Source organism: Alkanindiges hydrocarboniclasticus (assembly GCF_001982605.1).
Taxonomy (GTDB): domain Bacteria; phylum Pseudomonadota; class Gammaproteobacteria; order Pseudomonadales; family Moraxellaceae; genus Alkanindiges; species Alkanindiges hydrocarboniclasticus.
Genome location: NZ_MLCN01000001.1, coordinates 30,663 through 54,083, shown reverse-complemented (window position 1 = coordinate 54,083; position 23,421 = coordinate 30,663). Strand labels below are relative to the sequence as shown.

Annotated in this window: 20 protein-coding genes and 2 pseudogenes; 11 read left to right on the top strand and 11 right to left on the bottom strand. The window is 45.3% G+C overall.

The features are described 5' to 3' along the window. The first annotated feature begins 182 nt into the window (after positions 1–182). The 4 genes from prmB to BKE30_RS15695 all read left to right on the top strand — a co-directional run bounded on the left by prmB (position 183) and on the right by BKE30_RS15695 (position 4,465). Positions 183–1,193 carry a 50S ribosomal protein L3 N(5)-glutamine methyltransferase gene (gene prmB, locus BKE30_RS00250; RefSeq protein ID WP_076876665.1) on the top strand — a complete coding sequence of 337 codons (1,011 nt, stop codon included), beginning with the start codon at positions 183–185 and terminating at the stop codon, positions 1,191–1,193. Positions 1,194–1,209: 16 nt separating this feature from the next. Then, positions 1,210–2,301 (top strand): chorismate synthase, encoded by a 1,092-nt coding sequence (gene aroC, locus BKE30_RS00245; protein WP_076876664.1) that lies wholly within the window; start codon positions 1,210–1,212, stop codon positions 2,299–2,301. A 227-nt stretch (positions 2,302–2,528) separates the two neighbouring features. After that, positions 2,529–3,701, top strand: coding sequence for an MFS transporter (locus tag BKE30_RS00240; protein WP_076876663.1), 1,173 nt, complete (start codon positions 2,529–2,531; stop codon positions 3,699–3,701). Positions 3,702–3,760: 59 nt separating this feature from the next. Beyond that, on the top strand, positions 3,761–4,465 hold the full coding sequence (locus BKE30_RS15695) for a hypothetical protein (protein ID WP_083698368.1): 705 nt from the start codon (positions 3,761–3,763) through the stop codon (positions 4,463–4,465). Positions 4,466–4,519: 54 nt separating this feature from the next. Here BKE30_RS15695 and accC read toward each other — a convergent pair whose 3' ends face one another. From accC to aroQ, 3 genes are all read right to left on the bottom strand, one after another. Next, positions 4,520–5,890 (bottom strand): acetyl-CoA carboxylase biotin carboxylase subunit, encoded by a 1,371-nt coding sequence (gene accC / locus BKE30_RS00230; RefSeq protein WP_076876723.1) that lies wholly within the window; start codon positions 5,888–5,890, stop codon positions 4,520–4,522. 36 nt (positions 5,891–5,926) lie between these two features. Next, the gene (locus BKE30_RS00225; protein ID WP_076876662.1) at positions 5,927–6,337 is read right to left on the bottom strand and encodes an acetyl-CoA carboxylase biotin carboxyl carrier protein; all 411 of its coding nucleotides are present in this window, start codon (positions 6,335–6,337) and stop codon (positions 5,927–5,929) included. 99 nt (positions 6,338–6,436) lie between these two features. Next, entirely contained in the window at positions 6,437–6,898 is a 462-nt protein-coding gene (aroQ, locus tag BKE30_RS00220) for a type II 3-dehydroquinate dehydratase (RefSeq protein ID WP_076876661.1), read from the bottom strand. Positions 6,899–7,968: 1,070 nt separating this feature from the next. Between aroQ and BKE30_RS00210 the strand changes: the two genes are divergently transcribed. From BKE30_RS00210 to BKE30_RS00200, 3 genes are all read left to right on the top strand, one after another. Then, a complete protein-coding gene (locus BKE30_RS00210; RefSeq protein WP_076876659.1) occupies positions 7,969–8,208 on the top strand; it encodes a hypothetical protein in 240 nt (79 codons plus the stop codon). Positions 8,209–8,497: 289 nt separating this feature from the next. Then, on the top strand, positions 8,498–9,070 hold the full coding sequence (locus tag BKE30_RS00205; protein WP_076876658.1) for a BLUF domain-containing protein: 573 nt from the start codon (positions 8,498–8,500) through the stop codon (positions 9,068–9,070). A 507-nt stretch (positions 9,071–9,577) separates the two neighbouring features. Then, the gene (locus BKE30_RS00200) at positions 9,578–9,961 is read left to right on the top strand and encodes a hypothetical protein (RefSeq protein WP_076876657.1); all 384 of its coding nucleotides are present in this window, start codon (positions 9,578–9,580) and stop codon (positions 9,959–9,961) included. 115 nt (positions 9,962–10,076) lie between these two features. Here BKE30_RS00200 and BKE30_RS00195 read toward each other — a convergent pair whose 3' ends face one another. Further along, positions 10,077–10,955 (bottom strand): SDR family oxidoreductase, encoded by an 879-nt coding sequence (locus BKE30_RS00195; RefSeq protein WP_076876656.1) that lies wholly within the window; start codon positions 10,953–10,955, stop codon positions 10,077–10,079. A gap of 312 nt (positions 10,956–11,267) precedes the next feature. Between BKE30_RS00195 and BKE30_RS00190 the strand changes: the two are divergent. Continuing rightward, a pseudogene (locus BKE30_RS00190) lies at positions 11,268–11,501 on the top strand (DUF2171 domain-containing protein). 583 nt (positions 11,502–12,084) lie between these two features. Next, positions 12,085–12,219 (top strand): annotated as a pseudogene (locus BKE30_RS16555) (KGG domain-containing protein); the annotation flags it as partial. A gap of 407 nt (positions 12,220–12,626) precedes the next feature. Here the strand turns inward: BKE30_RS16555 and xseB are convergent. From xseB to BKE30_RS00160, 5 genes are all read right to left on the bottom strand, one after another. Next, positions 12,627–12,851, bottom strand: a complete 225-nt coding sequence (xseB, locus tag BKE30_RS00180) for an exodeoxyribonuclease VII small subunit (RefSeq protein ID WP_076876722.1) — start codon at positions 12,849–12,851, stop codon at positions 12,627–12,629. A gap of 7 nt (positions 12,852–12,858) precedes the next feature. After that, positions 12,859–14,256, bottom strand: coding sequence for an exodeoxyribonuclease VII large subunit (gene xseA, locus BKE30_RS00175; RefSeq protein ID WP_083698366.1), 1,398 nt, complete (start codon positions 14,254–14,256; stop codon positions 12,859–12,861). A gap of 1 nt (position 14,257) precedes the next feature. After that, entirely contained in the window at positions 14,258–15,991 is a 1,734-nt protein-coding gene (locus BKE30_RS00170; protein ID WP_076876654.1) for a M16 family metallopeptidase, read from the bottom strand. Beyond that, complete coding sequence (locus BKE30_RS00165) at positions 15,991–17,427, bottom strand: M16 family metallopeptidase (RefSeq protein ID WP_406564644.1); 1,437 nt, start codon at positions 17,425–17,427, stop codon at positions 15,991–15,993. The genes BKE30_RS00170 and BKE30_RS00165 overlap by 1 nt, the downstream gene beginning before the upstream one ends. A gap of 183 nt (positions 17,428–17,610) precedes the next feature. After that, positions 17,611–17,823, bottom strand: a complete 213-nt coding sequence (locus tag BKE30_RS00160; protein WP_076876652.1) for a hypothetical protein — start codon at positions 17,821–17,823, stop codon at positions 17,611–17,613. Between the two features lie 67 nt (positions 17,824–17,890). On the opposite strand from BKE30_RS00160, the gene ftsY reads away from it, so the two are divergent. Then, positions 17,891–19,033: a signal recognition particle-docking protein FtsY gene (gene ftsY, locus BKE30_RS00155; protein ID WP_076876651.1), complete on the top strand. Its 1,143-nt coding sequence runs from the start codon at positions 17,891–17,893 to the stop codon at positions 19,031–19,033. 97 nt (positions 19,034–19,130) lie between these two features. Here ftsY and BKE30_RS00150 read toward each other — a convergent pair whose 3' ends face one another. After that, positions 19,131–19,961: an acetoacetate decarboxylase family protein gene (locus BKE30_RS00150; RefSeq protein WP_076876650.1), complete on the bottom strand. Its 831-nt coding sequence runs from the start codon at positions 19,959–19,961 to the stop codon at positions 19,131–19,133. Between the two features lie 211 nt (positions 19,962–20,172). After that, positions 20,173–22,302, bottom strand: coding sequence for a YccS family putative transporter (yccS, locus tag BKE30_RS00145; RefSeq protein WP_406564643.1), 2,130 nt, complete (start codon positions 22,300–22,302; stop codon positions 20,173–20,175). Positions 22,303–22,719: 417 nt separating this feature from the next. Here yccS and BKE30_RS00140 point away from each other — a divergent pair, with 417 nt between their 5' ends. Continuing rightward, the gene (locus BKE30_RS00140) at positions 22,720–23,388 is read left to right on the top strand and encodes a DUF2057 family protein (RefSeq protein WP_158073140.1); all 669 of its coding nucleotides are present in this window, start codon (positions 22,720–22,722) and stop codon (positions 23,386–23,388) included. The last annotated feature ends 33 nt before the right edge of the window (positions 23,389–23,421 follow it).

Here is a 23,421-nt window from a genome sequence, read left to right as displayed (position 1 = left end):
TAGAAAAAAGCTGGCCTGTTTAAAAGCCGCAAAGTATAGCCGATTTTATGAGAGGCTCAAAATCATTCTGTAGCGCTTTTAACCAGCCTGTGAAAAAAATGCGGTAAAAGCAAAAAGGATAGGCTACTGATGCAAAAACAGTTAAAATAGCGCTCTTTTTTTGCGGTTGTTGAGGCGCGTGCGTGGATAATTTAACCATCGAACAAGAAACATTAAATGAGGCAATGCAGCATTTACAGACGATTCGTGATTTTATCCGGTTTGGCGTAACCGCCTTACGCAGTTATGAGGTGCATCTGGGGCAGGGCACTGAAGACTTTTTTGCTGAAAGCGCCGCAATGGTACTGCAAAGCCTGTCACTGGAATGGTCTGCCGACGAACAAATTCTGGATGCCAAGCTGCTGCCGTCTGAAAAACAGCGCATTATTGATGTACTGGAAAAGCGGATTAACCAGCGTATTCCACTGGGCTATTTACTGAATTTATCCTATTTTGCCGGTCAGCCGTATTATGTCGATGAACGTGTGCTCATTCCCCGTTCACCAGTTGCCGAGCTGATTGAAAACCAGTTTAACCCATTCTTTAGCAATGGACTGGCCAATGCCCAAGGCGGGGTTAACCAGTTACCGCACACCGATCATCCAATTGAACCCACCCGCATGCTGGATTTGTGTACTGGTTCTGGCTGCATTGCCATTGCACTGGCTTATGCCTTTCCGGATGCCACAGTGGATGCCGTGGATATTTCGCGTGATGCACTGGAAGTGGCGGCCATTAATGTGGACTATCACAATAAGGAAGATCAGGTGTCCCTGATTGAATCCAATTTGCTGGAAAAAATTCCGGCCCAGCGCCAGTATGATTTGATTATTAGCAATCCGCCTTATGTGGATGCCTCAGACATGGCAGACCTGCCGCAGGAATTCCTGCATGAACCTGAGTTGGCATTAGCCGCGGGCCGCGATGGGCTGGATCTGGTGCGTCATATTCTGGCACAGGCCGCTGATTACCTAACCGATAACGGTTTGCTGGTAATTGAAGTGGGTAACAGTGAGTGGGCGCTGCGTCAGGCATTTGCAAAAATCAAATTCCACTGGCTGCACTTTAATCGTGGCGGTGCAGGTGTATTTGCACTGACTGCACAGCAATGCCGTTTGCATCAGGCCGAATTCAAAGCTGCGTTAGACGCCTAATCAGGAGCAATAAACCATGGCAGGAAATAGTATTGGTCAATTGTTCCGCGTGACAACTTGTGGTGAGTCACATGGGCCGGGTTTAATGGCCATTGTGGATGGTGTGCCACCGGGGCTGGAACTTAGTGAAGCTGATCTGCAAATTGATCTGGATCGCCGTAAGCCGGGGACATCCAGCTTTGCAACCCAGCGCAAAGAAGAAGATATTGTTGAAATTATTTCCGGCGTATTTGAAGGTAAAACCACGGGCACGCCGATTGGTTTGCTAATTCGTAATACCGACCAGAAATCAAAGGATTACGGCAATATTGCACAGACTTTCCGTCCGGGCCATGCCGATTATACGTATACCCAGAAATATGGTTTCCGCGACTATCGGGGGGGTGGCCGCTCCAGCGCGCGCGAAACCGCCATGCGGGTTGCTGCCGGTGCAATTGCCAAGAAATACCTGAATGAAAAATTTGGGATGATTATTCGCGGTCATGTGACGCAGATTGGCAACGAGTTTGCTAGCACGCTAGACTGGAACGAAGTGCCCAATAATCCGTTTTTTTGTGGTGATGCTGAGGCTGTGCCACGCTTTGAGGCGTTGGTTACCCGCTTGCGCCGTGATGGCACTAGTTGTGGGGCCAAGCTGGAAATTTTGGCAGAACAGGTACCCGTTGGCTTGGGTGAGCCAGTATTTGACCGTCTAGATGCTGATATTGCCCACGCGATGATGAGCATTAATGCAGTTAAAGGCGTAGAAATTGGCGATGGCTTTGCTGTGGCAGGCCAGTTTGGTCATGAATCCCGTGATGAGCTAACGCCGGATGGTTTTACGGCCAATCATGCAGGTGGCATTTTGGGTGGGATTAGTTCAGGACAAACTATTCGGGTGGCAATTGCGCTTAAGCCCACCGCCAGTATTACTACACCCGGCAAAACCATTAACTTGCAGGGCGAGTCCACTGACGTGATTACCAAGGGCCGCCATGATCCCTGTGTGGGCGTACGTGCCACACCCATTGCCGAAGCCATGCTGGCCATTGTGTTGATGGATCACTACCTAAGGCACCGTGCGCAAAATGCCGATGTCATTGCGCCATTGGCTGCGATTGGTCATTAATAATCAGTTTAATAGAGCCATCCGGTTTATTTTAGGACATAAAAAAGCCCGAACTTTTTACAGTACGGGCTTTTAGTCGCTTGTTCTAAATCCATGCAAGCACAGATAACAAGCTAATTGAGGCTCATCTCAAACTGTTGGGGATTTAACCATAGCCAGTGTGCAAGGTCAATATCACTCTCCTTGTTCAATCTCCTTTTGTATGACATTTCTCCTAGAAAGCCATCATGACACCTTCTATTTCAGGCCTTTATAAAATCTCCGGCTTTTACTTTTTGTACTATGCGGTGGTTGGTGCATTTATGCCGTACTGGAGCCTGTATCTGGAAGATCAGGGCTTTAGCCGCGCTACCATTGGTCTACTGGCGTCCATTACTGTGCTTACCCGGATCTTTGCACCGATTGCCTGGGGCTGGCTGGCCGATCGTACTGGTAAACGCATGCGCTGGGTACGCCTTGCAACCCTGATGGAATGCATTATCTGGCTGAGTATTTTTTTGTTGCCCAACACCTTGGGACATCTGGCTATTTTGATGTTTGTATTTAGCTTTTTTCAAAATGCCATTCTGGCGCAATTTGAAGCGGTAACCTTATTTTGGTTGGGTGCGCAACGTGAAAGCCTGTATGGCAAGGTGCGGCGCTGGGGTTCTGTTGGTTTTATTGTGGCTGTTTTTATACTGGGCAAAGTATTTGATATTATCAGTATTCATTATTTGCCCATGCTATTAATGCTGATTGCTGGGTTGACTTGGGCATGGTCGTGGCAGATTCATGAGCCAAAGCAGGCACCTCCTGCGCAAAAACAGCTCAGTTCTATTTTTCCGGTACTCAAGCAGCCACTGGTTTGGCGCTTTTTTAGCATTGAATTTTTACTGCTGCTCTCACATGCACCGTTTTACAGTTTTTATTCCAATTATTTAAAAGACTATGGTTATAGCACTGGCACTACAGGTTTGTTGTGGTCGTTGGGCGTGGTGGCTGAAATTGTCATGTTTAGCCAGAGCCGTCATCTACTGGCACGTTTTAAACAACATCAGTTGATTGCTTTATGCCTGATAGTGACCTCATTACGCTGGATACTGGTAGCCAGTTTTCCACAGTTTTTGAGTGTCCAGATTATTGCGCAATGCCTGCATGCCTTTAGCTTTGGCCTGTTTCATGTGCTTGCCATGCGGGTTATCTTTAACAGTTTCCTGCCAGCACAACAGGGGCGGGCACAGGCGTTGTATAGCACCATGTGGGGCTTGGGCGTTGCACTGGGGTCATTGCTAGCGGGCCATTACTGGCAAGCGTATGGCGGCAATGCCATGTTTTATGCGGCTGCACTGGTGGTATTGCTGGGCTTATTCTTTTTGTCTCCCCGGTATGTTGTGAAAACGCAATCAGCACTTGACCTTTAGTCAAAACGGCTGCACGATCAAAAGCAGGGTTTTTAGTTGATTTTAGAAGATAATTGTTAATGAATAGCATCAAAATGAACAGCATGACGCCGTTGCAATCAGCGCGTATTCCCAGTTTTTTAAAGACGCCACGCATAAAAAACACATCGTCATTATTATCCTCTTTGCGTTTTTCACCTTTGGGTTTTGGGCTGCTGTTATGCTGTTCATTAAGCCATGCTGCTGATAATGTCATAGCACCAGAGCGGGTTACCGCAGCTACAACTACTACCAGTACACCATTGCATGAGCATTCCAGCGTAGAGCCACAAGCCCCAGCCATGCCCGCTGTACCTGATAAACCAGCGCCAACTGCCGTGCCGGAAGCAGCAGAAAGTGTTGAGGTGCCAGAACCGGACAATAAGATTGTGATTGTGAGCCGTCCACAAGTTACCGGATTATGGGCCATGACTATTCCGGGCGCCCAATGCATTGAATACTATAATTTTATGGAAAAGGGCGATGTGGTTATAAAAAGCGGTGCAGAGTGGACCTATGGGAATTATGTTTATCAGGTGCCTGCCGTGGCGGAGCCGGGTACGCCTGTGCTCGCCATGCGCATTCAGTATGACAACTTAAAAACTGATTGCTCAGGCAATGCCATTGACCAGCGCGGTGAAGACCAGCAGCAATATGTCAAATGGACTGGGCCAGCAAGCATGGAGTTTTGCACCACGCAGGATGGCAGCCAGTGTTTTGCATCATTACGCCGGGTTTTGCCTTAAAAATTAAAGCTCCTAAAGATTGTGCAATTAAAAACTCAATAATTAAGCTTTCAATCAGGCCGACGCAGATGCTTCGGCTTCTTCCTGCCGCTTAAGCAGGTTTTTTTCCAGATAATGGATATCCATGGCCTGCCGGTTAAAGTCGGCATCACACAAAATGACATTGCGGTGCAGACTAATATTGGTTTTTACGCCATCAATAATGGTTTCATCCAGTGCCTGACGCAAACGGGCCAGTGCTGTTGGGCGGTCTTTGGCGTGGGCAATCAGCTTGCCGATCATGGAATCATAATAGGGGGGAATGCTGTAGCCGCTATAAATGTGCGAATCAAAGCGAATACCAGCACCACCGGGCGCATGAAAATATTTGATAGTGCCGGGTGAAGGCATAAAGGTTTTTGGGTCTTCGGCATTAATGCGGCATTCAATGGCATGCCCACAAATCTTGATATCATCCTGGGTAATATCCAGCCCAAGTCCGGCAGCAATCCGGATTTGCTGTTCAATAATATCAATACCGGTAATGCATTCAGTCACCGGATGTTCCACCTGAACACGGGTATTCATTTCAATAAAAAAGAACTGCTCATCTTCAAACAAAAATTCAAAGGTACCTGCACCACGATACTGCATTAGTTCACAGGCACTCACGCAGGCTTGTAAAATTTCAGCACGGGCCTGTTCTGGCAGGTCAGGAGCCGGGGCTTCTTCAATAACTTTCTGGTGGCGGCGCTGTAGCGAGCAGTCACGGTCAAACAGGTGTATCGCGCGGCCCATGCCGTCACCCAGCACCTGCACTTCAACATGACGCGGCTTTTGTAAAAACCGTTCCATATATACAGTGTCATCGCCAAACCACATTTCAGCATCGCGCTGGGCTGCCTGCACCGATTCCAGTAGCATATCCACACGCTCAACAATACGCATGCCCCGGCCTCCACCGCCAGCGGCAGCTTTTACAATGAGCGGAAAACCAATATTTTTGGCCTCGCTCAAAGCATTATGGGTCGTGACAGCACGGGTTGAACCGGGAACAGTGGGCACACCCGCTTTTTTCATGGCTAAAATAGCAGAAACCTTGTTGCCCATCAGGCGAATATGCTCCGGGCGCGGCCCAATGAAGGTAAAACCCGAGTTTTCAACCAGTTCGGCAAACTCGGCATTTTCGGACAAAAAGCCATACCCCGGATGAATGGCATCGGCTCCTGTAACCTCGGCTGCACTAATCAGAGCCGGAATGTTCAGGTAGCTTTCGCTGCTGGCACCAGCGCCAATGCACACAGCTTCATCAACAAAGCGTAAATGCATTAAATCCTTATCGGCGTCGGAATACACTCCAACGGTTTTGATCCCGAGAGCCTTGCAGGCCCGGGTAATACGCAGTGCAATTTCACCACGGTTGGCGATAAGGATTTTTTGTAGCATAAACATTTATTCCAAAAGCAATGACACTGTCATATTTTAGGCGCGAAACCGGAAAAGTGGCTGACCATACTGAACCACATCCGCATTCTTCACCAGAATCTCATCAATAACGCCACTTTGGGTTGCTTCAATCGGATTCATGATTTTCATCGCTTCAATGATGCCAAGCGTATCGCCAGCCTGCACCGTTTGACCTACCTTAACAAAAGGAGCTTCACCGGGATTTGGCGCTGCATAAAACACCCCAACCATAGGCGAGGTTTCAATGGCGCCGCGCTGGGTACGAACCTGAGGGAGAGGTTCAGGCATCGAGGCCATGGCTGCCCCAGCAATAACAGGAGTACGACGCGTAAGAGAAATGGATTGATCACCTTCCTTTACTTCCAGCGCCTGCAAATCTGATTCAATCATAAGATCAATCAGCTTCTTGATTTTTCGGATGTCCATGCGGCGTGTTCCAGACTGTGTTGCAGTAAAAATTAACGGGTTGCCTGTACTTGGCAATGCAGTACAGGCCAGCCGGGTTACAGGTTAGCTTGCCAATCTTTAACCCTTGGCTGAAGTCGCCCCAAGCCTGTTAATCACATGGCTTAAGGCAAAATAATATCCATCAGCACCCAGGCCGCAAATAACAGCCTGTGCTTTATCTGATAAATAGGAGTGATGACGAAATGCTTCGCGGGCATGTACATTGGATAAATGCACTTCAATAAATGGAATTGCCACGCCCAGCAATGCATCCCGCAGGGCAACCGAGGTATGGGTTAGCGCCGCAGGATTAATAAGGATAAAACGGGTTTGCTCGGTATAAGCCTGCTGAATACGATCAACCAGCGCACCTTCCCAGTTACTCTGAAAACTGTCCAGTTGAAAACCGGCCTGATTTGCCTGGTTGACAAGTTTCTGGTTAATATCGGCTAGTGTTGTGCTGCCGTAGATTTCTGGTTCGCGCTGCCCCAGCAGGTTCAGGTTGGGTCCATGTAAAACCAGAATATCCGTAAAGGGCATTATAGGGCTGCTCCAAAGTCACTGTGCAGGTCTAAGCCATGATTTGGCTTATCTTATTGAAAAACAAGCGATATATTTTTTGAAATGTATTTTGAAACATTTGAACCAGTTGGGCAGAGATTCCTTTCAACTTTGCCAGTTCGCTACAAAAAATGAAATATTCGCGTTACTTCGCAGCAAGATACGCAAAAAAAATAATTTTGGCAATGCCAAATTTGACCATTTGTCCAAAAAATTATAACTATTGTGTGATGAAAAGTGGCAACTTTGCCTGTATTTTCGGCGAACTGGTAGAAAAAAGCCGGGTTTCTGCAAGTTTTGAAAACTGTCTGGGGTAACCGTAGAGGGAATTCACTGAACAATTCAACAGTTCTGACCAATGAGTCAAATATTGATCTAAGTAATGCTTTTACAGCATAGGGCATTTATGACTGGGCAAATTGCTGGCTCCAAGGCCAGTCCGGTCTATGCCAAAAATGGGCAACAATTTTATCATAGGTGTGCATGAGTTGCTCGCACTGTTGTAATTGTGTATGGCGAGCGAGCAAATCTGAAAAACAGGTGGTGTTGGACAAAAGGTGCTCAAGACTATGCTAGCTTGTAATGCGTAAAGTTTGTAACCTTGCGTCGGGCATTAACCCATGTGCCGCAACGACCATAAAATACAGATTTTTGATGATCTGATTAGTCAGTATTCTGGTTGATGCCCAACAGGCGCATCGTGATGCAGTTCAAGCAGCAGCCAATAGCGCAACTGACGCCTCATATGATGCAGCTGTTGCAGTTGCCAATGCTGCGAATAGGGCCATTGAGGAAGCATCGAAAGCTGCTGATTCGTCAAGTCAGCAAGCCAGGCGTGAGATTGCTTCCAAATTCTCTCATCGCTAAGCCTATTTATCTATGCTGGTATGTAGGTCAGTGTTTTAAGGTTCAGTTAGGCAACATCATTGCCTAATGATTGGCGCTGATTTTTTGCAAAACCTGCTATAAGGTAGCTTAGTTGTTAAAAGCCCTTAATTTTTAAATAAAAAGCTGTACTATGGCTGCTCTTTATTAAATCAAGAATATAAATGATGGAAAGAATATTAGTTAATATTATTGATGTGGTTAATGAGTTCGATGGCAGTAGCGATAAAATTTTTATTTATCAGGAAAAAGATATTCAAATTACATCCAAGGGATTTAAATCATTAGTGAATTCCAAATGGGTTTATTACAATCTGGCCAAGCAGGAAGTGTGTGCTACCGATACTGGTTTTGAACGTAATGCCGTAGCACCACGCGTTCAGTATCGATGCAAGAGTTTTTGATCATACGGTTTCTAGGCGTCATCCTTAACGCGCGTCAGTAACCTTGGGCTTATAGTGCTGTCTTACTTACTGGTTGTTTAGACAAAATTTATTGAAGATGGCATCAGGCTACATCCAAGGTTATGGAAAATGCTGATCAATCTTTCAGGTCAAACAGTTTTTATAATGGTTTGTGGTTGAGGGTGTCCATTAAGGTTAAAATGATACTTCATTTAATTATTTTAAAATATTCAACTCACTAGCTATAATGAGTTATTCGCATTCATCTTAACCAAACGCTGCAATAACAATGTCAAACTATACACGTTTTATTTATGCGGCTACATCCACAGCGCTACCTTCGACCATTCGCCAACATCTGGTAGAGATTACCCAGATTTGTGAAACACTCAATAATATTGAGGAGCTAAGTGGCGTGCTAATTTATGGCAACAATACTTTTTTGCATTGTCTCGAAGGCAGCGAACAACAAATCAATAAATTTCATCAGATGTCTCTGGAAAGTCCATATACCAAGGATTTTTTATTATTAAAGCGCGAACAGGTTGCTACTAAATCATTCCGGTTCTGGAACATTAAATATTTTATTAGGGAAGTTGCGCTTCAACAGTTTTTTCTGGCGCGGCAACAGGATACGTTTAACCCCTATATGATGCAGGGCAGTATTCTGGATGAATTTGTACAGTTGATTATTCAAAATCAAGAAGCAGTGAGCTATACTTTTTTGGAGCAATACGAAAATATTGCCACTGAAAAAACCACCAAGTCTTCCCACAGTTTTCGTGCCTTTAATTATCTGTTTATTGCCTTATTTTTTCTGCTGCTTACGGCATTGGCTTTTTATGTAATGACTTATCTGTAGCATCACACATTTGGCTTCTTGTAATATTAACTTGTGTTAAATACTTGGTTAGATTGTTTTTTAAGCAAATGTAAGAGATAACCAATCCACATAACAGATGACTGTTCAGTATATTTTCCTTAAGAAATAAAGTGATATGCTCCGTGCCTAGCAGTTGTACAGTATCCGGTACAAATGTGATCTGATCGTTGTTAAACCTGTTGTAATGATTCCTGCTGCAACACTTTTAATCCCGCCTCAGACCAACCGCCTATCTATTTAATAGAGGCGGTTTTTTATGATCATTTTTGTGGTCTTGATATAAGCGTTTTCATAAATTCCAAAAATCTATAAGTGTCTTTCTTAACATTAAATCTATTATCCTTTAGTAACAAAAGTCTATACAGACTAGTCTATTTTTTAATATAGTTCCTACAAATCATGGTTTAAAAGCTTGCTAACAGGATTTACAATTTTAGCTGTGATGCGTGTTGATGCTAACTTTTTAATAGTAAAAGGAATTGTAGTATGTGGAAATTTAGCTATAAATATGGCTGGTCAGAAATTGAAGATTTTCTTACACATACTCAAAAGGAAACTGGCAGTATTGACCTGTCTGAAGATATTAGAAATGCGGGCTATGAACCAGCAGATGCCATGAGTATTGGCAATATGATCTGTGGTGATGTCATTATGGAAGTATATGTAGGTAACCCTGAACGGGCACATTATGCCTATCTGGTAGAGCTGGACTTGCTGGCCGGCTGCGACCCGCAATTTGTGGCTTTAAAGACCTTCCCGGATTTGATTGAGTTAATTAACAAGGTATTGCCGATTGCAGTGGCTTCAGAAAAGATCCATCAGCTCAGGTCGTCCACGGGTGAGTCGATGGATATGAACAGCCTGTTTTAAAACCACTCTAAAGAATTAACCAACCCGTATTAAAAAAGCCGTTCAGCAGTTTACCTGAACGGCTTTTTTAATGGTGATTTTTCAATTGCTGTTGATGAACAGCGCATACCCTATATTAAAAACTTTTGAGGATTCTATCCAGAATAAAGGTTTTTGCCGGTGTGCCCGGTTTCATATCATAGGCCTGTTGCACCATATCATCACGTTTATCGGTATCAGCGTTTTGGGTTGCTTCCCACTCAGCGGCCATTAGCACTTGAAGCTGTTTTTTCATGGCTTTAGGCACAACATTACGATATAGCTTGCTTTTGCCAGTGACCACCTCAACCACTGTGTCATATACAGCTTCCGGATCAAATTGCATGTGTGGAAAGGCCAGTCGATTATAGTCAAATAGGCGTGTTGACGGGTTGTCATCCCAGTTTTTCCAGGTTTCATACATCCGGTCATTAAAGCCAGTAAGATAGGGACCCGGATTAACAGTAGCGACCTGAATACCAAATTCTTTTAGTTCCTTATGCAGGGCAGTGGCAAATGCTTCTAGTGCATGTTTGGAAGCAGAATAAGGGCCGGAAAAAGGATCAGTCATTAACCCGGCAACTGAAGAAATAAAAATGATTTTTCCTTCTTTTTTTTGGGCCATATTTTTGGCAAACCCTTGGGTGAGCAAAATGGTTCCAAACACATTAACTTCAAATTGATGACGCAGGTTTTTCTCGGGGATATCAGCCACAGCCCCACCTTCTGCAACACCAGCATTGTTTACCAATACATCAATATCCCATTGCCATGCTTTTTCACGGTCTTTTTCATTGGTAATGTCCAGTTTTTCAACTTGAAGGCTAACACCACGCTTTTTGGCTTCCTGCTGCAATTCAAAAATCTGTGGAAATATTTCCACTCCAGCAATTACAGCATGGCCTTTTTCAGCGAGGCGAAGGGCAGATTCACGACCAAATCCAGTCCCTGCCCCAGTAATTAATATGGTACTCATCAATATACCTCATCTTTCAATTATTCTGGAATATGCATTAATACAATGCTTTGAGTTATTTTAAAGTGTTGGGAACAATCAATATACAAAGATACTTGCTAAAAAAATAAAATGCAGAATTTGTGAACCAGAAATTACTTAGTCATAAAATCTTACTTTCATTAAATTTATAATTTTTATATATTTTAATGGATTAAAAAATAATGATTAATACAAGACAGGTGAAGCAGTTTAACGGAAAAGATTTCCTGTTTAGAGGCTTTAATTCTTTTGAAACATAGATAACTATAGGAGTTGGTAATGGCTACTTAAATTGATATTAATGACATTAAACCCCATGCTGAGGTGTTAGGCTCTAACCAGCAACATGTTGGTGAAGTAGATCATGCTATTGGGACTGTTTAGTTCAAACTGGCAAAGAATGACTCAGCAGCAGATAACACCCATCATACAGTTCCATTGGACTGGATTGAATGGGTTGAGAATGGGCAAGTCATACTCAATAAAACAGCCGCAGAAGCACAGCAGCAATGGCGCTCTCTATAAGTCACTTTTTCAAAGTTGTTGTGTGTAAAGAAATGCCGTTAACCGGAAATTCTTCATATTCTTCAACACAGTAGGAAGTCTTAATTTATTGTAAATAGTAACAGAATTATATTGCTTATACTCCTGATTAAAAATCTGTGATCAACTCCAAAAAATAGCCTACATATTCTCTGCTAGGTTTAATTTAAGATGTAAATTAGAAAAATATAGATTTAGGATAATTGTTATATTTAATGCTTAATTTAATTATAAATACAATCACTTAAACTATTGAAACAAGTATTTTAAGAAAGTAACTAATCGGGCTATATTTATATAAATTTACCTGTATTACATTTAATGACTTAATGCTGGCTTAAGGTTGTAAAACTCTACAGTTTTTCAGACAGTGTAATCTGTTTAATGCGCTTACCTTGTTTAAACCGAAACTTCGGTATGTTATTAACCCATGTTATTAAATTCGAAAGGTAGGTGTAATATGTCTAATCGTTCAAATAATTCTCAAGGAAAAAATCAGTCTAATCAAGACAGTAATCAAGGCAAACAACATCAACAGCAGGGCGGCCAGCAACAACAGCAAGGTGGTGGAACTTCTAATCGGGGCTTTGCCAGCATGGATCCAGACCGTCAGCGTGAAATTGCCAGTGAAGGTGGCCGTGCTGCACATGCCAGCGGTAATGCTCATGAATTTACATCTGAAGAAGCTCGTCAGGCGGGTTCAAAAAGCCATGGTGGACAAGGTCAGCAAACCCAAAGCAGCGATAGTAATAGCAAGCAACAGGGTAGCAATAACCAAAACCAGGGCAAGCAAAGCAACAACAGTCAGGGCAATAACCAATATACCCAAAATGACAGCTCAAGCGGTAAGCAGCAGGGCAGTCAACGTGGCCAGCAGTCCAATCAGAACGGTAATCAGTCCCGTGATGAAGATGGCCAGTTTACCAGCAAGCAAAATCGTTAATTTTAGTGTCATCTACGATAACTGAAGTTTACTCAGCTAGAACTGAGGCCCTCAAGCTTCTAAAGATCAATTAAGCGGTTTTGATAAAATCGCTTGAATGCAAAAAACGATGTATGATTTTCTATTCATACATCGTTTTTTTATAGCAATTGCCTAGAACACAATTAATCATGCTCAAAGGTCTGGTTTAGGGCATCTTGTACAGCCTTAATCCGTTGCTTGCATACTTTGTAGGCTTGCATGGATTCTTCCACAATGACCATTAGCTGATCCAGATCAGGTTCCTGCTGCGCTTCAAGCCGTTCGGCATTCTGTTTGAGAACGGCAAAAGCCTGCTTAAAATCCAGTGTGGAATGATCAACTGATGATTTAATGTCTGCTTTGGTCATATTGGATTCACTCAAGAAAATTTATAGTATCTAGCTGGACACTGGCTTGTCCATCCTGCATGTCAATCTGAACAATATTCTGGCCGTGACCTTGCGCAACTATAGAGGGGCTGGCTGCGAGCTGATGATCTATAGAATGTACAGAAGCCTTTTGCAGCTCCTGGATTGAACGGACTGGCTTGCCATTTAGTCTTACAATGGCATAGCCGCGCTCCAGTGTTTGCTTGGGACTTTGTAGCAGCATTTCGCGCATCAGTTGCTCGGTTTGCTGCTGTGCCTGTTTGATGTGTTGCTGGGCCAGATAATGATGTGCCTCAAGTAGCTGGTCTGCCTGCTGGTTAAGCTGAAGCAGCTTGTATTTGCTACTGCGCTGGCTAAGCGCCATCAGGGTTTCCAGCTCTGCCAGCCCTGCATTAAAGGCATAGTGGGCAATCGACTGAATGCTGTCGAAGTAGCTTGCGGCCTGTTCGGTGACGTTGGCAATATGGTTTCTAATACCAGCAATCACTTTGCTAGGCGTGTCAAACGAGCGATGGGAAATTTCATCCAGAATCGTGCGGTCACGTTCATGGCCAATACCCACCCATACAGGGACAGGGCTTTGGGCTAGCATGGCAGCAAGCGTATAGTCATTCAGGTAGGCCAGATCATTAACTGCACCGCCACCGCGAATGATTACCACCAGATCGGGCAAACCCTGCTTATTGTCCTGCCAGTGTTGCAGGCTATCGAACAATGCTTTCTGAATGGTTTTGGGCGCATCAATTCCCTGAAAAGTGGCGTGCGCATAAATAAACTCGCACACGCCATGCTGCGCCAGTAGGTCAGCATCTTTTTGAAAATCACCAAGCCCGGCTGCTTTTTCCGGTGCAATCACCAGCACCTGACGGATATCAAATGGATTCGGCAAATTGCGATTCAGGTCAATGAGTTCGTCCTCGACCAGCTGCCGTACAATATCCTGATATTTTTGTGCCAGATCACCTAGCGTATAGCTGGAATCAATGTCTTCGATATTAAGTGAAAACCCGTATTGCGGGTTAAAATTGGGGCGTACCTTGACCAGTACGCTTAGGTTTTTAGCCAGATCAATACCACTTTCTGCCTTAAATTGACTGATCAGGCGCTGGGCTTGACCACGCCACAAGGTAGCGCGGCAGGTCGCAACGGTTTTATCAGTAAACTGATCTTTTTCAGCCAGTTCAAAATAATAATGACCGGTTTTGCTGCTCATGCTGGTAATTTCAGCCTTAACCCAGGTTCCTTCATCAAAACTTAACTTGATGACTGTCTGGATGGCATGTAAGTACTCACTCAGGCGAACGCTGCCAAAACCACCTTTACCCCAATCATCTGGTGCAAAGTTGCCATTGCCAAAATTTCCAAAACCATCAAGAGTTGCCATATTAGGGTTGACCTGTTGGGCTAATGGCCTCTGTGCTTGCATCCGGTACAATTGACGGGCTGATGGGCTGGATAACGGTATTCGCCGGATGCACGGGCTGAGCAGGCTGTGTGGTTGGTGAGATGTCCGGAGTTACCGGTGGTTGAGCAGGTTCTGTGCCAATGGCTTGCTGTGGTAAAGCAAGCGATTCACCGGGCTGGCTGGCTGCGGTAGCCGGTGCAATGGGTGTATTTAAGGCATTGCTATCAAATGGTTGCCCAACCACGACTGTTAACATGTTGGATGGCTGAATATATTTGCGTAAGGCAGCCTGAATTTCCTGCGTGGTTACTGCTTCGATTTTTTTTGGGTAATCGGCCAGATAGCTGGTTGGCAACTGGTAAAAGCCAATCATGCCCAGATAACCCAGAATACTTTCATTGCTGGATAGCGATAGCGGATAGCTTTTGAGCAAGCCTTCTTTGGTTTCGCTCAGCAGTTGCTGATCCAGCGGCTGGGTTAAAAAGTTTTGCAGGGTTTGTTTGGCCACCTTGATGCTTTCAACAGCCTGATCACCCCGGGTCGAGTAGCTAATGATAAATGGCCCGGTGGTGCGCATGGAGGTAAACCCACTATAGGCTCCATAAGTCAGGCCACGTTTTTCGCGGAGTTCTTTCATTAACAGCGCGCTAAAGCCATCACCACCCAGCATTTCATTGCCAACTGTTAAGGCATAAATATCCGGGTTATCACGGGTAATTCCCAACTGGCCAATCATTACGTGTGACTGGCTGGAGTTAAATGGCACAGCTATGGTTTTTGCACTGGTCAAGGGTTGGGGTGTGGGTAGCGAACGTGCCTTCTGGCCGGCAGGTAAACTCTGGCTAATCCGGTTGGCCAACTGTTGGGCCTGATCACGGCTGAGTTGTCCGGTAATGGCAATATTCAGGTTTTTAGCCACCAGATAGGTGTCCTTAAAGCGACGGATATCTTCTGGCTTGATTTTCTTGAGGCTGGCCTCAGTACCTGTGGTTGGTTCGGCATAAGGGTGCTTGCCATATAGCTCGCGGTAAAACCGGATGCCAACCATGGCACCCGGTGATTCCTTGCGCTGTTGTTGGCCAATGGCAGCATTGTTCAGTATCCGGTCAATACTGGCCTGTGGGAACTGGGCATCTTTTAAAATGGCAAGTAACTGGTCTACCGCAGGATTGAAATAAGCCGGGTCGGATAGGGTACGCAAGCTAACGGTAAACATATCACGGTAAGACGTTGCACTAAATTCTGCACCAAGACGTTCAAAATTGGCAGCAATGTCATCAGTGCTCTGGCTTGAAGTGCCTTCATCCAGCAGTTGCGAGGTTAAAGACGCCAGACCATATAATCCTTCGCGCAATTCACTGTCACGTGCAGAACCGGCATCAAAGGTTAAGCGAATATCCACTATGGGCAATTCTGGTGCGGCCACAAACAAGGTGGGCGTGCCGGTTTTGGTGGGCAGGTTTTCAATGGCTGGGGTTTTGATTGCTGCTGAAGCTGTAATATTACGCAAGCTGCTTAGGGTTGCCAGTGAGGTAATGGGTGCATCACTGGGTTCGGCCTGATGGGATTCCTCAGCCCAGACCTGAGTGGTAGCCAGGCCGGAAATTGTAGTCGCAGCCATGGCAATGCTTAAAAAACTGGCAGTAAAACGCGACAGGAGCGCGCGGGAACAGGGCATAGTAGGACACATGGTTTTAATAAGGGTCGGGTTCATTAGGGATTGCTTCCTGCATTGGTACTGCTTACAGGATCTGTAGTTGTAGCGCTGGCCGTAGCACTTGGAGCTTGCTGTGGGATTGGCTGTACCGGATTTTGTGCTTTGGCAACTGTTTTGCTGTCAGGAGTGCGCAAATACATGGTACTTAAATTGTCACGTACCAGATATTGCTGGGCAATTTGCTGCATGTAAGGCACAGACAACTGGTTTAATTTTTGCGGCAGGGTATCAATAATCTTATAGCTTAAGTCAGCACTTTCCAGTATTCCAATCAACTGCGCCTGACCGGCGATGCTATCCTGACTATACACCAGCTCAGCCAGATAACTGGTTTTTACCCGTTCCAGTTCGGCAGGCGTAATGGGATCGGTTTTAAGTTTTTCCACCTCGGCCAGAATCGCTGTACGAGCCTGCTCCAGCGTCACACCCTGTTCCGGAATAGCCGTAATGGTAAATAGGCTACTACCGCGGCTAAACAGATCATAGTTACAACTCACTGATGCCAGAATGCGTTGTTCGCGAATCAGGCGGCTTTCAAAACGGGCAGATAAACCACCATCCAGCACCGATTGTAGCAAGGCTAATGCATAAGCCTTATCCGGATTATCGGCTGTTTGTAGTGAATCAACATTCCAGGCCAGATAGAGCGCTGGAATTTGCACGGGCACAGTGACATCCATTTGCCGCTCGCCAATATGCTGAAATTCGCTGACATCCGAACGGACGGGTGTTGGTCGGCGCGGCATATCACCAAAGTAACGGCGCACGTCATACATGGTTTTTTTAGGGTCAACATCGCCAACAATAATCAGGGTTGCATTGTTGGGTGTATACCATTTTTGATACCAGCGTTTGAGTGAATCGAGTTTCAGGCCTTCCAGATTTTTCATGTGGCCAATGGTGGGTTGGCGTAACGGGCTGGTGGGATAGGCCATCCAGCGGAATTTTTCATAAGCCAGTGCTTTGGGATTATCATCAGTACGCTGGCGGCGTTCTTCCATAATCACCCGCATTTCCGGCTCAAAATCTTGCTGGCGCAACTGCAGGTTTTGCATGCGGTCAGCTTCGAGTTCCAGCGCCAAGGGTACATATTGTGCTGGATAAAGCTGGTAATAACCTGTGTAATTGCTGGAGGTAAAAGCGTTGGTTGAACCACCAAACTTGCCGCTAATCCGTGATAACTCTTCGCCCGGCACCTTGCTGGTGCCCTTGAACATCATATGTTCCAGCGCATGTGACAAGCCAAGTTCGTCACCGGTTTCATCAGTAGAACCCACCTTGTACCAGATCTGGGTCATGGCTACCGGCGCACGGTGATCTTCACGGATAATGACTTTTAGGCCATTGGGCAGGGTTTCTTCATAAGTTTTGGTTTTGACCTGAATTGGTGCCGGCGTAATGACTGAGCTATTTGCCGGGTTTGGCTTGGCCATTGCAGACAGGGGCACGCCAAGGCTTAAACCAATCAGGCTGTATTGGCTTAACCGAAAAAGCTGCCTGATTGTCCAGAGCTGCTGAAATTGTTTTAAATGAAATGAAAATGGTAAAAGGGGCTGCTGCATTCGCGTAATCATATTTTCTAGTAAACCTGTATCGTCCAGCATCATGCTAAAAAGTCAAAAAACCGGATTGAAATAGCCATGATCTTTTAAATTTCTAAAAAATTCCCTGATGAAATCAACCTGCTGCCCAGTCGCTGGTTTTAATGAACTAGCGTGATAGCAGCAGAAACCAAGCATACTCAAGCCAGCCAAACTTGCCAGCTTTTTTGCGGCAAAAAGTACAATTTGTTTGTTATTTAACGTGAAGAAAATCCACAATGCTTCCATAAAAATCCATGCAATATGCTAGGATACACCGCATTTAAAAGTTGTGAATAAAGGCGCCGGAGCAAGTATGCAACCTCAGCAACCCGATCAGAAAACCTTCGTTATTGATGCAGAAATTGGTGATGACGACGTTACCTTGCCCAGCCTGCCAGCAGTCAATATTCCTGTGGTTGAAACCCCGCGTATTGCTGAGCGTGCTGCAACAGAACAACCGGTAGCACCAGCAGCCGCAGCTTCAACTGTGCCAGCAACAGCACCTGATAGCGACAATAGCGCTGACAGTGGCGGTTTTTTTGGTCGCATGAAAGCGGGCCTAAGCAAGTCCCGCAAGAACTTTACCGAAGGCATGGTTAATATTCTTATTGGCGGTAAGGAAATTGATGATGAGTTGCTGGAGGAAGTAGAAACCCAGTTGCTGGTAGCGGATATTGGCGTGGATGCCACCCGCACCATTATCCAGAACCTGACCGAGCGCACCGAGCGTAAAGAACTGATTTATTCCAATGCACTGTACAAGGCCTTGCAGGAAGAGCTGGTAACCTTGCTGGCTCCACGGGTTAAGCCGTTACACATTGATAGCAACAAAAGACCATTTGTGATTTTAATGGTTGGTGTAAATGGCGTGGGCAAAACCACCACCATTGGCAAGCTGGCCAAGCGGTTGCAGGGTGAAGGCAAAAAAGTCATGCTGGCTGCTGGCGATACCTTCCGTGCTGCGGCCACTGAGCAGTTGCAAATCTGGGGTGAGCGCAACAATATTTCGGTAGTAGCGCAAGGTCATGGTGCTGACAGTGCCTCGGTGATTTTTGATGCATTTGAGAGTGCGCGTGCGCGTGGCATTGATGTGCTAATTGCTGATACTGCAGGCCGTTTGCACACCAAAAGCAACCTGATGGAAGAACTAAAAAAAGTAAAACGCGTGATGCAAAAAATTGATGCCACTGCACCGCATGAAATTATGCTGGTGGTGGATGCAGGCACGGGCCAGAATGCCATTAATCAGGTACAGGAATTTGACAATGCCGTTGGGCTAACTGGCTTAACCATTACCAAACTGGATGGCACAGCCAAGGGAGGCGTACTGTTTAATATTGCCAGCCGTACCAATGTGCCCATTCGTTTTATTGGTGTGGGAGAAAAAATTGACGACCTGCGTCCGTTTTCTGCCAAGTCATTTGTGGCAGCTTTGTTCCAGACTGATGAGCGTTAATTCATAGCTTTTTTGCTGCGACTAACCATAAAAAAGGACAGTTCCTGATCATCAGGACTGTCCTTTTTTAGTCATTAAGATTGTTAGAAATACAGCATTAAATAGCAATTTCAGTAGAATCTGCTTCGGTTTCCACCACCACGCCTTCATTTAAACGCAATTGCAAGCTATTAGTATAGGTGGCTGAAATGGGTGAAGTTCCATCCAGATCCAGCCTGTTTAAAGTTTCTGCCATGGGATGACCACTCACCAGATCAAGGGACAATTTTAGGCTGCCAGCCGTAGCAAATGTGGCACCATCCAGCGTGCGGGTGTTGGCAGTAGCGCGAATCAGCTGATCATTTAAACTGGAATAAAGCACCAAGTCAGCCCACGGTGCAGGCAGGCCCATACCCAGTTTGCCCGTTAAGCTGAGCAAAGGCGCTTGCGGATTATCGGGATGCATCACCTGTCCGGTAAATTCCTTGTCATTCAGGTTAAAATTGATGGCAGTGACAAACTTTGGATAACCCCATAATTCACACCCTGCTGCACAGGCATCCTGTGTTGTAACGGGCAAGTGTAAAATATGCATGCCGGTCTGGCGACGATCCGGTGGCAGGGATAATTCCATCAGGGGATGTTTGGCGGGTTGCATACCAGTAGGCTGTACCACAATACAGGCACCGACTTCATTATAGGGCGCACCATCCGTCAGGCTGCGGTATTCATAAAAGGCAAGCGCAAACAGCGCCTTGTTTTCAGTCATCTGAACCACTTCAATGCCGGGCACATTAACTAGTGCACTGGCCTTGGTATAATCCACCATAAAAAAAGCAATCAGGCTGGATGCATCAAAGTAACGCACGGGGACATGCATTGGACCTGTACTAATTTGCTTGGGGTGGGTGGCAACCTGAAAAAATGCATCTTTAAGCCAAGAAGTCATACACAATCAACCTCGCTACCGGATAGAAATGAATGCCTATTTAGGCATGCTGGCTTGCAATTACACTGTTGTTTTCTTGCTTGGTTTTTGCGTGCTTTATTATTGAAAAAATGCTTTCGGCTCTGCATGATATATCTCATATTCCGCATCATTTTCTGCAATCCAGTGACCCCCACCATGTCAAGGTGGTGCTCTAACCAACTCGGTATTTTTATAATGCGGCCAATGCACTGGCATCAGAGTGATCATCGTAGCTTAAGCTTTGGTTTAAAGTAGAAAATTCAGGCAATACACTCATCAGTAGGCGAATTTGCTGCAATACAAGCTGCTCGCGGCTACCCGCTTGGGCACTCATATTTTGCAGACGCAAGGTGAGCAGTTCAGTGGTTTGCTGCAATGCTGGCTTGGGCATTTGCGCATGCAGTAACGCGCCCTGAATATTATCCAGCACCTGATCCAGCAGGGTAAGCACTTCGTGGTCTTCCAGCTTTGCACGATGCGCACCCAGCGCCGAAATATAGCTTAAAAAGGTATGGCTCAAGCATAAAAACCGGAAGCACTGGCTAACCTGAATCGCATCCTGATCCGGTTCAGTGGCCAGTGTGGAAATAAAAGAGGCTAGTTCTGCATCAGTATTGTGGGCAGCCCGGCGCTTGATGCGGTAATCCATGTCATTGCTTTTGCCATCATGGTAATGCCGAACCACAGCGGCCAGATAATCACATTGTGCCGTTAAGGCCCGGTTTACCAGTCGCGGCAGGCGGCGAAACTTCCAGTCCGGCCAGATAAAGCTCACGCCAAGCCATGCAAAAAAACAGCCCAGAATCGTATCAGTAATGCGCGGTAGGGCAGCATCAAAACCTGAACCATCAAGGTTAAAGTTAATGAGTGCGAGCAGGGTAATAAATGCTGTGGCCTGTGCATACTGACGACTGCGTAACTCAAAAAACAGCACTCCGGCAATGATTAGCACCACCAATTGGCCTTCCACACTGGGTACAAAATATAAAATTGGCAGGCCAATCAGCACCCCGGCCAGCGTTCCACTAATACGCAACTTTAAACGTCGCTGGGTTGCATTAAAGTTGGGCTGGCTGACAAACAGCGCAGTAAGCAAGATCCAGTAACCATACTCCAGATGAGTAAGTTGAATAAATACATAGGCCAGCAGTAACACCAGTGACAGGCGAATGGCATGCCGGAACAGCACCGATTCCGGACTCAGGTTTTGCCGGATGCGTTGCCAGATATCTGTAAACCCTTGCAGGCTGTCATCACGTAATTGCTGGTTAATATCATTGCGGTCAAAATTTTTCTGAAGAAAGGAGCGCTCGGTTTCCATATTGGCAAGCTGGGCATCTATTTCTTTCAGGTTGGTTAAAATAAGGCTTAAGGCATTAAGATAAATAGGGTTGCGACCCTGTTCATATTGCGACTGAATGGATTGTTTCAACCGCTCAAAGGCGCGGGCAAAGCGCGGATTATGTTTGTACGGACGGTGCAAGCGAATACATTTGGCCAGTTCCATACAGGCTCTGGATTGCGTACTAAGCAGGCGCTGAAAACGGAACAAAATATCGCTATAACGAAATTCCCGTGCCAGCGTCTGGTAATCAATATGCGCCGAATCGCCACGTTCATGAATATCCTGCGCCACAAAATAATATTGTAAATTGCGCCGGGTATCTTTTTGACCGCGGTCGCCCTTAAGCCGGGTCAGTAGTGAAATCCGGGTTGAATTCAGTGTGGCGACCAGCTTGCTATTGCACAGCGATAAATCAATCAATGCCTGATCAAATTCCTGTGCATCCAGATCAGCATCAAATAAATTGGATTTTGCATATAAAAAAGCGCCCAGCTTGTTATAGCAGGCGCTTAAGTGATCATCCAGTTTGCGTACCGGGAAAACCAGATCGCTAATAGATGTTAAGAAGCCATACCATGCTGCACCGGCCACCAGATACAACGGCTGCTCATACCAGCTATCAAACAGGTGCACGCCCAGCATGGCATAAACACCTACCACCAGAGAACCATAGGAAATGGTGGCATAGCGCGGGCCTAATGAACCCAGCAAAATAAACACAATACAGGAGACAATGAGACCTACAGCAAACAGGACAGGGTGTGGAAATAAAAGCTGCACCGAACTGGCGGCCACAAAAAAACCAATATAGGTATAAAATAAATTGCGTAAATGCACCGAAAAACGGTCATCAATATTACTGATTCCTGCAGCTACCACGCCCAGTGTCAAGGGAATGGTTAAAATCTGCCGGTCAATCAAATAAGGGAAAAAAGCCGTTCCTGCAAAGGCAATCATCATCCGCAAGGCATACATATAGGCAGAGTTATAACTGACCCTGATAATTTTTGCTGCCAGCTTTTGCACACTTAGCCTCTATACCTACGCAATAAATTTCATTATATCCCAAGCTGCTGAAGTTATTTTGTTTGAAATAAGCCGCTTATGGTAAAAATAATTCACAGAAATCAGTCTGCATTTTAGGGTTGTCATTACATTGTCATTTTATCGGGTTACCCTGTATCAGGCATGATGTTATAAAAGATTATGGCTATAGGCCTTAAATTTGCCAGCATGAATTCATCTCAACGCATTTCATGTCCATAGTTATGCTATGTTTTAGCCAATAAAAGCTGTGTGACAGTTTTTAGCAGCAGTTTTTAATTGACCTGCTGCTTAGTAGTGGTATAGATGGGTGTTTGTCATTTGAAATCAAAATTAAAAGGTCAGCTTGTGATTAATTTTTCCAAAGCAATATTTTCCCTTACTGTTATGGCACTGGCAGCTTCTACCCATGCAGCAGTTACGCTGGTGACGCCTGAAGAAATTCCGGTACTGGCACTGGATCAGCAGGAAGTCAGCGGTGGTTTTTTTCGCTCTACCAAAACCACCTATAAGCTTGACCCGGGTATGCATGATATTGCAGTGCGCTATGAGCAGTTATTTAATTTGAATAATGGTGACCATGATGTTTTAAAGTCGGCTGTAATCAGTCTGCGTGCCAATCTGGAAGACAATAAAACTTACCGCTTAAGTCTGGTCAACCCACCCAAAAATTATGATGTGGCCAGAGAATACGTCAAGCAACCGATTATTGCTGTGCTTGATGAGCAAGGCAAGATTATTGCCCAGCAGCAGGGATTGGATAATGCACCCAAGCCCATACTGGGTAGCAGTTTTTTTAACCGGGTTATGGATTTTAGAAATAAACCGGAGACCCAAAAAGACTTCACTACTGAACAGGGCAATAATTATAAAGCAGCAGCTACAGCGGCAATCACTTCATCAGCTACTGGCTCAACAACGGCAGGAACATCTGCTCATCTCGAGCAGTTAAAACAGCTATGGCAAAAATCAAGCGAGCAGGAACGTGAGCAGTTTATGCAGTTTATTATCCGTTAAACTCAAAAAAATCAGGGATAAACATCATCAATA

Bases quoted from the DNA above. Each gene is read 5' to 3' on its own strand.
- aroC (WP_076876664.1), top strand. From the start codon at position 1,210: ATGGCAGGAAATAGTATTGGTCAATTGTTCCGCGTGACAACTTGTGGT.
- BKE30_RS00240 (WP_076876663.1), top strand. From the start codon at position 2,529: ATGACACCTTCTATTTCAGGCCTTTATAAAATCTCCGGCTTTTACTTT.
- BKE30_RS15695 (WP_083698368.1), top strand. From the start codon at position 3,761: ATGAATAGCATCAAAATGAACAGCATGACGCCGTTGCAATCAGCGCGT.
- accC (WP_076876723.1), bottom strand. From the start codon at position 5,890: ATGCTACAAAAAATCCTTATCGCCAACCGTGGTGAAATTGCACTGCGT.
- BKE30_RS00225 (WP_076876662.1), bottom strand. From the start codon at position 6,337: ATGGACATCCGAAAAATCAAGAAGCTGATTGATCTTATGATTGAATCA.
- aroQ (WP_076876661.1), bottom strand. From the start codon at position 6,898: ATGCCCTTTACGGATATTCTGGTTTTACATGGACCCAACCTGAACCTG.
- BKE30_RS00210 (WP_076876659.1), top strand. From the start codon at position 7,969: ATGATGGAAAGAATATTAGTTAATATTATTGATGTGGTTAATGAGTTC.
- BKE30_RS00205 (WP_076876658.1), top strand. From the start codon at position 8,498: ATGTCAAACTATACACGTTTTATTTATGCGGCTACATCCACAGCGCTA.
- BKE30_RS00200 (WP_076876657.1), top strand. From the start codon at position 9,578: ATGTGGAAATTTAGCTATAAATATGGCTGGTCAGAAATTGAAGATTTT.
- BKE30_RS00195 (WP_076876656.1), bottom strand. From the start codon at position 10,955: ATGAGTACCATATTAATTACTGGGGCAGGGACTGGATTTGGTCGTGAA.
- xseB (WP_076876722.1), bottom strand. From the start codon at position 12,851: ATGACCAAAGCAGACATTAAATCATCAGTTGATCATTCCACACTGGAT.
- xseA (WP_083698366.1), bottom strand. From the start codon at position 14,256: ATGGCAACTCTTGATGGTTTTGGAAATTTTGGCAATGGCAACTTTGCA.
- BKE30_RS00170 (WP_076876654.1), bottom strand. From the start codon at position 15,991: ATGAACCCGACCCTTATTAAAACCATGTGTCCTACTATGCCCTGTTCC.
- BKE30_RS00165 (WP_406564644.1), bottom strand. From the start codon at position 17,427: ATGGCCAAGCCAAACCCGGCAAATAGCTCAGTCATTACGCCGGCACCA.
- BKE30_RS00160 (WP_076876652.1), bottom strand. From the start codon at position 17,823: ATGGAAGCATTGTGGATTTTCTTCACGTTAAATAACAAACAAATTGTA.
- ftsY (WP_076876651.1), top strand. From the start codon at position 17,891: ATGCAACCTCAGCAACCCGATCAGAAAACCTTCGTTATTGATGCAGAA.
- BKE30_RS00150 (WP_076876650.1), bottom strand. From the start codon at position 19,961: ATGACTTCTTGGCTTAAAGATGCATTTTTTCAGGTTGCCACCCACCCC.
- yccS (WP_406564643.1), bottom strand. From the start codon at position 22,302: ATGTATGCCTTGCGGATGATGATTGCCTTTGCAGGAACGGCTTTTTTC.